This is a genomic window from Methylobacter tundripaludum, from assembly GCF_002934365.1.
Classification (GTDB): Bacteria; Pseudomonadota; Gammaproteobacteria; order Methylococcales; family Methylomonadaceae; genus Methylobacter_A; species Methylobacter_A tundripaludum_A.
In genome coordinates this window covers 19,308-29,843 of sequence record NZ_PTIY01000025.1, presented here as the reverse complement: position 1 = coordinate 29,843, position 10,536 = coordinate 19,308, and the positions used below count along the sequence as shown (strand labels likewise).

The following is a 10,536-nucleotide window of genomic DNA, read 5'->3' as shown; positions in this document are numbered from 1 at the left end:
ACTCAATTTTAAAACACCTCATGAGGTCTTTTTTCCTGAACAAGAGAGGGATGCCGCATGATTACTAAGATTGCACTTCGGAGTTGAATCCGCCAAGTCATGCTATTTATTGAGGGCATTTTGGTAAATTTTCTCAACATCGGCCAATGATTGACCGAGATCGGGCGGCGCAACAAAAACAAATAAATTTCCGTACTTACGTTTGCTGAGGATCTTGAATTGATCTGACAGCTTTAATAAATCCGTTCGTGCCGTTTGATAAGTGATTTTATGTGCTGCCTGATGTTCTTTTATATTGTAAATGGCATTGGGGTGATCCAGCGCATGGCGCAGGATAGCTAACTGACGATGATTTAATTGCCCTTGCAAAACTGAACCATCCAGCCGTTTTTCAATGGAGTGCAGCTCCCCCGCCTTTTTTGCAAAATGTTCATGCAACGCATTGATCGCCTTCTTGATCACTTCCAACTGATGAATAATGAAATAGGTCAGGTCGTTGTCATCGGTTTCGGTATACAAATAAGCCCTACCGTATTGCGCTGGGGCTTGTTTAATGATTCGGGAAATGGAAATAAACTCCATCAGCCAATATTGCTGATTCGCCATCGACCAATAGAATAGCGCCCGCGCCGTCCGGCCGTTGCCGTCGACAAACGGATGATCGTAACCGATCATAAAGTGCATGATAATCGCCCTGATTACCGGGTGGATAAATTCTTTACCGTCCAAATCATTAGCAAATTGGCATAGGCGTTCGACTCTTTCCGGCAGTTCCAATGCTTCCGGCGGAGTATGCAACGAAACTGATCCAGAGGCATCGACTACATGAATATCGTCGCCTGCATCCCGGTATTGTCCTGCTTTGTTAGCATCGTCCAGCGTTGCTTCCGTAAGAATTCGATGCAAATGCAAAATCATCGCCGGCGTCAATTTCTCTTCTTTATACTCTCGAATAAATTGCATGGCCTGATAGTTATTAAAGATCATCTGTTCACTGTGATCTTTTGGCTTTCTACCCTGCCTGAGCATTTCTTTCGCCACATTTCGGGTTGTTGATGCGCCTTCCAGCTGACTGGAATTGATGGCTTCCTCAATCAGAGAACCGACCAGATAAGTGTCTCGGGTATGTGGGTTAACCGGTCTATCCATTCCGATATGACCGGATGCATTTTGGTCGATCCAGTGTAAATCCCTATGAATACTATCGATCATGCAAAACTGGAATTGTTCTCCTGATTTGCTGGTGAAAGGCAATTTTTTATAGAGACTTTTTCGGGCAAATTTTAATGCCAGCCAATAGTATTCCGAGGTCCAGCCTTCGGGTGGCTTTAAATGCCGTAATTTGTCCCAGTGCAAATAACGGCCTTCCGTATCGGTTGTCCCAAAACTTGAGTTAAAAAAACCGATGAATTTATCGTCGCAGGCTTGTTCAAGAAGTGTTTCGTAACAAGGCGGGGAAAGCGGCAATTTCATAATGGACGCCATAATTACTAATTAATGAAAAATTAGTATAGCATCTCTTCCACATCTTATTGATAGATGTCTTTACGGTGGCCTATTTTGATAACCTGAATAATCAGACACTGATCGATTATTGAATACACGACGCGGTAATCGCTTATTCGAATTCGGTATGAATATGCCGATCCGGTCAGCTTTTTACATCCATCAGGTCTTGGGTTGTCGGCTAGCGCCTTTATGCGTTCCGTCACTTTCTCGGCTATCGGCCGCGGCAGTTGCGCCAATTCTTTTTTGGCGGTCTGTTTAAACTCAATGCGGTAACGTGTCATAGATTAAGTTCTTTTAAAACGTCCTCAAGCGGAATAGTACCTTCATCTTTACGCTCCGCAATGGTTGCCAGGTCTTCAAGGTTTTCTAACAGCTCCAGATAGTCTGCCATTGGCAGAATCACCGACAACTTTTGTCCGTTTGCATCGGTTATGTATTGTGGTTGTGCGCTCATAGTCTTGGCTCCTGTTTTCAGTTGCCCCAAATTATACCGCTTTGGACGTAGATGAACATTAGCCTTGTTTCCACAACATTGGCCTATACACATCAGCATTGCTCCAATGAACCCGCGTGTAATATCCATGCCCCCATTTTGTAAGCTTTCCTACAAACACAAATCAAATAAATTATAACAATTTCAATGCTATACAAAATGGCACAACGCTTGCTTTAGCTTAATCAAACAAAGCTATTGTGGTCAAGCCGATGAAATCAACTAAAGACATTGCCGCGCTGCTGGACGAACCTGCCTGTGAGCATAACAAGAAGGAAAAGTCCGGTTGCGCCAAACCCAAACCCGGCGCTTCGGCGGGCGGTTGCGCTTTTGACGGGGCGCAGATTGCATTGCTGCCGATTGCCGATGTCGCGCATATCGTCCACGGCCCTATCGCCTGTGCGGGCAGTTCCTGGGACAACCGGGGCACGCGCTCTTCCGGGGCGGATTTGTACCGGATCGGTATGACCACCGATTTGACCGAGCAGGACATTGTGATGGGGCGCTCGGAAAAACGGCTGTTTCATGCGATCAAACAAGCGATAGATACTTACTCACCGCCCGCGGTGTTTATTTATAACACCTGCGTTCCGGCCTTGGTCGGCGATGATATTAATGCGGTATGCAAGTCCGCCGAGGAGCGCTGGGGCGTTCCGGTCGTGCCGATTGATAGCGCTGGGTTTTACGGCACCAAGAATCTGGGCAACCGCATTGCCGGCGATGCAATGGTCAATCATGTGATCGGCACCCGCGATCCCGATCCCTTGCCGTTAACCGTCCAGCGCGCGGAAATAAAAATTCATGACGTAAACCTGATCGGCGAATACAACATTGCCGGTGAATTCTGGCATGTGCTGCCGCTGTTCGATGAACTGGGCTTGCGCATACTGTGCACTTTGTCCGGCGATGCGCGCTTCCGCGAAGTGCAAACCATGCATAAAGCCGAAGTTAATATGATGGTTTGCTCCAAAGCGATGGTCAATGTCGCCCGCAAATTACAGCAAAAGTACGGTACGCCTTGGTTTGAAGGCAGCTATTACGGCATAACCGACACCAGCCAATCGTTACGGGATTTCGCAAGAGTGCTTAACGACCCTGATTTAACGGAACGCACCGAGGCTCTGATTCTGCGTGAGGAAACCCGGATCAGGACGGAACTGGAGCCGTGGAAAGTGCGCCTGAAAGGCAAACGGGTGTTGTTGTTTACCGGCGGCGTAAAAAGCTGGTCGGTGATTTCCGCGTTGCAGGATTTGGGCATGGTGGTGGTTGCGACCGGCACCAAGAAATCCACCGAAGAGGACAAGGCCAGAATCCGCGAGCTGATGGGCGAAGACACGGTGATGATCGACGACGGCAGCCCCAGGGCCTTGCTGAAAATCGTCCATGACTACAAAGCCGACATTCTGATCGCCGGTGGCCGCAATATGTACACCGCGTTAAAAGCCAAGGTTCCGTTTCTGGATATTAACCAGGAACGCGAATTCGGTTATGAAGGTTACCAAGGCATGCTGGAACTGGTCCGCCAGCTGGCGTTGACGATTGAAAGCCCGGTATGGGAGGCGGTTAGAGCGCCTGCGCCGTGGAAAGTCAAAACCTCCTCTTTGGTAAATAGGGAAAATGAGATAGTGAATACTGCTGACTTAAGCAGTGCAAAGCCCTCTCCAGAGGGAGAGGGTTGGGTGACGACTGCAAGGATGCAGGAGGTAGAGCAACGCAGGGAGCAGTTGCCGAGGGGAATTTAAATGATAAAAAAAGCTTTTTTTATCCCCCTCATCCCAGCCTTCTCCCTGAGGGAGAAGGAGCCCCTTGAATCAACAGTATTGAATGTGATGGAAGAGGTGAACAATGGCTGACATCCTGAAAAGAAACAAGGCGCTATCGGTCAATCCGCTGAAAGCCAGCCAGCCGATAGGCGGCTCTTTGGCGACGCTGGGCTTTAACCGCGCGATGCCGATGCTGCACGGCTCGCAAGGCTGCACCGCATTCGCCAAAGTGTTTTTCGTGCGCCACTTCCGCGAACCGATTCCGTTGCAAAGCACGGCGATGGATCAAGGCAGCTCGGTGATGGGCGCGGACGAAAATGTCGTTGAAGGCATTAAGACCATCGCCGAAAAATCCCGCCCTGCGCTGATTACCATTTTGACGACCGGTCTCGCGGAAACGCAAGGCGCCGATGTACACCGGAATGTCAGGGAGTTCAGGGAAGCCAACCCGGAATTTGCCGATGTTGCCGTCGTCGCGGTCAATACGCCCGATTTTACCGGCAGCGTCGAGACCGGTTTTGCAGCGACTCTGACCGAAATCATTCGTGCGTTGGTGCCGGATGCCAAAGAAGCAGGAACTTATCCGGGTAAACGCAAGCGCCAGGTCAATGTATTGGTCAATTACATGCTGACCCCCGGCGACCTCGAAGCGCTTCGGGATATTTTCGAACAGTTCCAGCTCAGGCCTGTTTTCGTACCCGATATTTCCGATTCGCTGGACGGCTGTTTGACGGATGAGGATTTCAGTCCGGTGACTATCGGTGGCACTCTGATCTCTGAAATGGCGACGCTCGGCGATGCATTGGCGACGGTTGTTATCGGCCCGTCTCTAGCCAAGGCGGCGGAGCTATTGGAACAAAAAACCGGCGTGCCGACCTATGCCCTCGATCATCTTTACGGCTTGAAAGCCAATGATGCATTGATGTCCGCATTGGCTGAAATCAGCGGTCACGATGTGCCCGAGCGCATCGAGCGGCAGCGCTCGCAGTTGCAAGACGCCATGCTGGACACGCATTTCATGCTCGGCCAATTGCGTATCGCGATTGCCGCCGATGCGGATTTGCTAAATGCGTTTGTCGATCAGGTTCAGGAAATGGGCTCGGAAGTCGTTGCCGCCGTCACCTCCTGCAACGTGCCGTTGTTGTCGCGCATCCCTGTCGCCAGCATCAAAATCGGCGACCTTGAAGATATGGAACTGATCGGCAAGGCCAACAAGGTGCAACTGGTGATCGGCAACTCCCATGCAGTGGATACCGCCGAGCGGTTGGGTACGCCGATTTTAAGGGCCGGATTCCCGCTGTACGACATTATCGGCGGCTACCAGAAAACCTGGATCGGTTATCGCGGCTCGCGGCAAACGCTGTTCGATTTGGCTAACCTGGTCATCAATTATTCGCATGAAGAAATTCCGGTCTACCGCTCGGTGTACGCCCAAAAACCCGCCGGCGAATTAACCGGGCTTAATTCAAGTAAAGCGCTGTCATGTCATTAACAAGACGCATGCATATAGTGCAAGGCACTGATGAGAGGAAGTTTATGGAAACCGCATTAAAAATAGCGTTTGCGACCACCGATATGGAAACGGTCAACCAACATTTCGGCTCGGCCAAGTCCTTCGCGATTTATGCGGTGGATATGGACGACGCGCAATTGCTGGAAGCCGCCCAGTTTGGCGAGCTCCAGCAGGACGGTAACGAAGATAAATTGTCGGTCAAAATTGAATTGCTGAACGGCTGTGCGGCGGTCTATTGCCAAGCCGTCGGCGGCTCGGCCATTAACCAGCTGATCGCCAAAAACATACAGCCGGTCAAAGTGCATGAAGGCGGCAAGATTAAAGACCTGATCGTTGACCTGCAAAATGAGATGAAGGCCGGGCCGTCCAATTGGCTGGCGAAAGCGATTAATCAACATAAGAGTCCAGATCCTGAGCGCTTTAATCAAATGGAAGATGAAGGCTGGGATGAGTGATATTCGCTCGTTCCCAAGCTCGTGCTTGGGAACGCAGTCCGCGAAGCTCGAGCTTCCAAAACCGGATTCCCAAGCAGGAGCTTGGGAACCAGAAAAATTACCACTTAACGGAGAAAAAACATGGCCGCAGCCGCATTAGTCGTACAAGAAGACGATCCTAACCTGAGTTCCGACATCGTCAAAGACATGATCAAGCAATTACGCGCGATTGATACCTACGATACCTATGAAGGTTGGTCGGAAGCCAAAATCATCGACCCTGTCGTGTTGACCAAAGAACGCAAGAAAGACATTCCTGTCATCGGCGATCCCGATGAAATCACCATTGCCCGCCTAAAAGCCTATTACAACTCGCTGGCGACGCTGATCGAGAAAAAATCCGGCCTGATGGCCGCTCCGATGGTTCATATCAGCCACGAAGGTTTCGGCCGCGCGTTAATCATGGTCGGCAAACTGATCGTGGTCGATAAAATCCTGCGCGACACCCACCGTTTCGGCTTCTCAAGCCTGGAAGACCTGCGTGAAAAAAGCGACCAAATAATCGAAAAAGCATTGGGCTTGATCGAAAAATACAATGCGGCCGCAACTGATTGAGGAATGCCTACATGACTGAAGAAGAATTAAGAAAACTGGAAAAAGAAGTCAAAAAAACCAAACGCTTGGCTAATGAACAAGCCATGGTATTGCATGACCTGATTGAAGACAGCCTGCCTGAAGGATACGGTGAATTGTTGGGTATCGCACAAGCCACTTATGTTGCCTGCAAAGCCTGGGATGAAGCCAACCAGAAACTGATTGCCGCGCAATCTGAAGCGGCCTGAGCAGGAGAATAGCCATGTCTGAATTTGTAACCGGCGTTACCTTTGGCGGCGCGGAATGGACGCCCGCTTATGTAACCGACATCAACCAAAAAACCTGCATAGGCTGCGGACGTTGCTTTAAAGTCTGCCCGCGCGATGTGTTCGATCTGGTGGAAAAAGCCGAAGCCCTTGATCCCGACGACTTCGATGACGATTACGGTGATTTTGAAGACGATGACGACAACAGCATGGTCATGAGCCTAAAAAACAGGCTCGATTGCATCGGCTGCGAAGCGTGCTCCAAAGTATGCCCGAAAAGCTGTTTTACCCACGAACATAAACAAGCGGCGTAACAAAAAAGACACGAAGAATAATTATTCACCACGAAGACACGAAGAACACGAAGATTTTTCTCGTTCCCACGCGCTGGCGTGGGAACGCCGTGCAGGACATACTGCGTCCCGTATACGCAAGTCTCTGATGGCTCACGGCGCAGCGCGCCTTGACTGCATTCCCACGTAGGGTGTAGGTCGGAATAAGACCACCCGGCGTCAGCAAGGGTGGGCGTTTCCGGCAATCGGAGCGCCGGAATAAGCCAGTCCTGCGCTTAACGCGCGGACAGACTTATTCCGGCCTACGTCGAGATGTGTATAACAACGAGCGCTCCGCGTGGAAACAACAGAAGATACGAAATCTTATTCTCTTCGTGACCTTCGTGTCTTCGTGGTGAATTTTTCTACAATTTACAATTAAGGAACAAAACCATGCCCAGACCCGAAAAACACGTATTCGTATGCACCCAAAACCGTCCGCAGGGACATCCGCGCGGTTCCTGCGCCAGCAGCGGTTGCGCGGACATCATGGATGCGTTCATGAACGAAATACAAGCCCGCAACCTGTTTGAAAAAATCGCCCTGACCAACACCGGCTGCATGGGCCCCTGCATGATGGGCCCCAGCGTCCTGGTTTATCCTGATGCGGTGATGTACGGCAGGCTGAAAAAGGACGACGTCAAGACCATCATCGAGCAGCATCTGCTCGGCGGCGAGCCGGTGGCTGAGCTGATGGTTCCCGCCGAGATCTGGTAATGGCTTCGCTTGCGTTTGTAGAAGAGCGGGTAATGTTCAGCCCGAATATGCCCGCCGAAGTCAATCACCTGCTGCAAGCGGCCGTCGCCGCAAGCTCGACCGACCAAAGCGGCGCTGAGGCCTTATTTTTACAAGCGCATGCGCTGGATAGCCGCTGTTTGCAAACCTATTTTGCGCTGTATAAGTTTTATTTCTTCCAAAAACGCCTTGTCGACGCCGAACGGGTTGTTATCGCGGGCCTGGAGGAGTCGGCAAGACAAAGCGGCTTTCCCAGCGATTATCGCCGTTTGGCCCGGAACCGGCAGAAATGGAACTTGTATGCCAACGAGAGTTCCCTATTTTATTTGTACACCTTGAAAGCGTTAGCGTTTATCAAACTGCGGCTTGGCTTTACCATCGACGCACAACTCATTTTGTCGCACCTGCAACAACTGGACCCGGAAGATCTTTCCGGCGCGTCAGTGATTATGGATTTAGCGGCGGGAGTTACCGAATAATGGATTTATCCGAGCATATCGCAATAAACCGTCAACTGGCTGAATGCATCTGTCAGCGGCTGATTGACGAAATCGACGAACTGGGTTTTAGCTCAGCGGAAATCCAGCATTATCCGCGTTACGATGACGCCGTTTTCGTACTGGTCAAGGACCCTTATACCGGCGGGCATAACTTGACCGCTTACTGGTACGATGACGCTAAAAAACAACGTATCGGCAGGCTCCAGTTTAATAGCGACGGCACTTTTTACGCTGAATACGATGTGGTCAAACCGCATCCGGCCAAGCCCAAGCGTTTCGTCGAGGGCGTTACCGCCTGGGGCAAAGCCGAACAGATTAAATCCGAGCCCAAGTTGCTGGAAATGGCTGAATAGCCGACATGGAAAATCCGGCGCGAATTTATGAACTGTTACTGGATTATGCCGGCAGCGATACGGCAGTCACAGACTTAAACATCGGCCTGGTCTGGACGGTTTGCAAAGCACAGCACACAGGCTTGGCGATGAGTCCCGGCATACCGACCCGCACCCTGCCGTGGCCGGGCACCTTAGCCGGTAAGACATTATCGGAATTAGCCGGATGGATTACCGATTGGGAGCCTTACAAGGCGACGGTTGCGATGGCCGCGATTAATTGCAGCCTGAACCGCTATGAACCGCCTTCGGGAATCACCCTGCTGCCTGCTCCAGGCAACGCCAATCTGGCGGTTTTCGAGCATTTCCTGCCCCGGCTGCAAGGCAAGAAAGTCGTCGTAGTCGGGCGTTATCCGGGCATCGAGCGCTATGCCGAGCAAATCGATCTCAGCATCATCGAACGGCAGCCTACTTCTTCCGACTATCCCGATCCGGCCTGCGAATTTTTATTGCCGGACGCCGACTGGGTATTTTTAACGGCCAGCTCCATCACCAATAAAACCTTCCCTCGCCTGGCCGAGCTTGCAGGGCACGCCACCACCGTATTGATGGGGCCGACCGTCCCGTGGCTGCCCGAACTGCATGACTTCGCTATCGATTATCTGGCGGGCGTTGAAGTTATCGATCCTATAAAACTGTACCAAACGGCGGCGGAAGGCGGCGGCGTGCGTATTTTTGACGAGGCCGTGCGTTACCGGATCGTCGATCTGACGCCCGGCAACAGCATGATGTGGTTAAAGAACCAAATAGCGCAGGACTATAGCGACAGGCAGCAACTGAACCTGGCTATGGAGCAATGGTACGGCGCCGGTAACAAAGGCCGCTTTCCTGAATTTAACCGGCTCAATCAGGTAACGACCAAGCTTTCGCGTATGGACAGCAGTTACAAGCGGCTATGGGATGCCGGCAACTCGCTCTCCGAATCGAGTTAATGCAAGCTGAAAATATTTTTTACCACGAAGACACGAAGAACATGAAGGCTCTACAATCGCAACCGAATTTTCCGGTTTCCCCACGCTGCGTGAGAACGAAGTAAATCCGGCGATTCGGAACCAGCTCACCCGCGCTCCCCTTACTGAAATGTAGGGTTTACGACAATTACTCACAAAATCAATCAGCGTTGTTGAGTTAAACATCTATATCCACGACAAGAAAACCGCAAAAACATTCCTATCTTACTGTTTTAAAAGAAACATATAACAACACTCCAACATGGCATAAACCCTGCTTTATTGAGGTTAATACTTATCTTTACACCTTACCTTTCTGGAGAAAAAACAATGCTATTAGAAACCTACCAAGCTAAAGGGTTATTAACCGTCACGTTGGTCAACGGTCAAACCGGCACTGCGGGCGTTTATGCTTATCGCGGCGACCTGGTCATAAAAGAAGGCGCTCTGCGCGAAGGCTCGGCAACCGACCGCAAACCGCCCGAAGCCTTGCTGATCCATTCCGCCCTGATCGTTGAAAACGACACAATCAAATTCATCAACGGCCTGCTGCCTACGCTCGATTTGCTGCCCGTTTTTGTTGAAAAATACAAAGCCGATATTGCGGCAGACTGCACCGCTTTAATCTATGTGGAAAATATCGGTAAAGGCATGCAGGTTGAACTGGAAGGCGTGACTTATAAATTGCTTCCTTTCAAAGAAGGATTGGTTTGGAATGAGCTGCTTGAAGAACTGTATATCGAAAAAAGCGAGCTAAAGAATCAATCCGCCGAGGATAAAGTTGCCATCGCTTATGCAGCCGCCAAATCGTATAACCCGAAAACGCCGGTCGTTTCATTTGCCGAAGCGGAAGAAAACACTATAGAAGTGATTAAAGAAGCTGCGGTCGGTGCAATCTAAGGTTTTGGCGGCACCCTAAAATGGCGCCGCCGACTTTTTTGCCGCATTTACCATTTGCCGAGGAATATCCGCAGAAAATGCACTAAGTTAGGACATTCAAAACATGCCGATGCAAGATCTTTGGTGCAAACTCCACATAGCCGGACGTCAAAAAA

The 10,536-nt window shown here is 50.5% G+C and carries 14 protein-coding genes; 11 read left to right on the top strand and 3 right to left on the bottom strand.

Annotation, left to right across the window (positions count from 1 at the left end; translation table 11 throughout):
- Positions 1-102: 102 nt before the first annotated feature.
- The 3 genes from B0F88_RS18130 to B0F88_RS19465 are packed head-to-tail and all read right to left on the bottom strand — an operon-like array spanning position 103 to position 1,963.
- A complete protein-coding gene (locus B0F88_RS18130; RefSeq protein ID WP_104425358.1) occupies positions 103-1,473 on the bottom strand; it encodes a Fic family protein in 1,371 nt (456 codons plus the stop codon).
- A 56-nt stretch (positions 1,474-1,529) separates the two neighbouring features.
- The gene (locus tag B0F88_RS18125; protein ID WP_104425355.1) at positions 1,530-1,790 is read right to left on the bottom strand and encodes a type II toxin-antitoxin system RelE family toxin; all 261 of its coding nucleotides are present in this window, start codon (positions 1,788-1,790) and stop codon (positions 1,530-1,532) included.
- A complete protein-coding gene (locus B0F88_RS19465) occupies positions 1,787-1,963 on the bottom strand; it encodes a hypothetical protein (protein WP_181049954.1) in 177 nt (58 codons plus the stop codon). The genes B0F88_RS18125 and B0F88_RS19465 overlap by 4 nt, the downstream gene beginning before the upstream one ends.
- Positions 1,964-2,214: 251 nt before the next feature.
- Here B0F88_RS19465 and nifE point away from each other — a divergent pair, with 251 nt between their 5' ends.
- The 11 genes from nifE (at position 2,215) to B0F88_RS18065 (ending at position 10,381) form a co-directional block, all read left to right on the top strand.
- A complete protein-coding gene (nifE, locus tag B0F88_RS18115; protein WP_258076730.1) occupies positions 2,215-3,744 on the top strand; it encodes a nitrogenase iron-molybdenum cofactor biosynthesis protein NifE in 1,530 nt (509 codons plus the stop codon).
- 103 nt (positions 3,745-3,847) lie between these two features.
- The gene (nifN, locus tag B0F88_RS18110) at positions 3,848-5,257 is read left to right on the top strand and encodes a nitrogenase iron-molybdenum cofactor biosynthesis protein NifN (protein ID WP_104425353.1); all 1,410 of its coding nucleotides are present in this window, start codon (positions 3,848-3,850) and stop codon (positions 5,255-5,257) included.
- Between the two features lie 44 nt (positions 5,258-5,301).
- Positions 5,302-5,733: a nitrogen fixation protein NifX gene (nifX, locus tag B0F88_RS18105; protein WP_104425352.1), complete on the top strand. Its 432-nt coding sequence runs from the start codon at positions 5,302-5,304 to the stop codon at positions 5,731-5,733.
- Between the two features lie 120 nt (positions 5,734-5,853).
- The gene (locus B0F88_RS18100) at positions 5,854-6,327 is read left to right on the top strand and encodes a NifX-associated nitrogen fixation protein (RefSeq protein ID WP_104425351.1); all 474 of its coding nucleotides are present in this window, start codon (positions 5,854-5,856) and stop codon (positions 6,325-6,327) included.
- 11 nt (positions 6,328-6,338) lie between these two features.
- Complete coding sequence (locus B0F88_RS18095; RefSeq protein ID WP_104425350.1) at positions 6,339-6,554, top strand: CCE_0567 family metalloprotein; 216 nt, start codon at positions 6,339-6,341, stop codon at positions 6,552-6,554.
- A 14-nt stretch (positions 6,555-6,568) separates the two neighbouring features.
- Positions 6,569-6,886, top strand: a complete 318-nt coding sequence (gene fdxB, locus B0F88_RS18090) for a ferredoxin III, nif-specific (RefSeq protein ID WP_104425349.1) — start codon at positions 6,569-6,571, stop codon at positions 6,884-6,886.
- Positions 6,887-7,297: 411 nt separating this feature from the next.
- Positions 7,298-7,621: a (2Fe-2S) ferredoxin domain-containing protein gene (locus B0F88_RS18085; RefSeq protein ID WP_104425348.1), complete on the top strand. Its 324-nt coding sequence runs from the start codon at positions 7,298-7,300 to the stop codon at positions 7,619-7,621.
- Positions 7,621-8,118: a hypothetical protein gene (locus B0F88_RS18080; RefSeq protein ID WP_104425347.1), complete on the top strand. Its 498-nt coding sequence runs from the start codon at positions 7,621-7,623 to the stop codon at positions 8,116-8,118. The genes B0F88_RS18085 and B0F88_RS18080 overlap by 1 nt, the downstream gene beginning before the upstream one ends.
- On the top strand, positions 8,118-8,492 hold the full coding sequence (locus tag B0F88_RS18075) for a hypothetical protein (protein ID WP_104425346.1): 375 nt from the start codon (positions 8,118-8,120) through the stop codon (positions 8,490-8,492). The genes B0F88_RS18080 and B0F88_RS18075 overlap by 1 nt, the downstream gene beginning before the upstream one ends.
- Positions 8,493-8,497: 5 nt before the next feature.
- Entirely contained in the window at positions 8,498-9,463 is a 966-nt protein-coding gene (locus tag B0F88_RS18070; protein WP_104425345.1) for a DUF364 domain-containing protein, read from the top strand.
- Positions 9,464-9,811: 348 nt separating this feature from the next.
- Positions 9,812-10,381, top strand: coding sequence for a hypothetical protein (locus B0F88_RS18065; protein ID WP_104425344.1), 570 nt, complete (start codon positions 9,812-9,814; stop codon positions 10,379-10,381).
- The last annotated feature ends 155 nt before the right edge of the window (positions 10,382-10,536 follow it).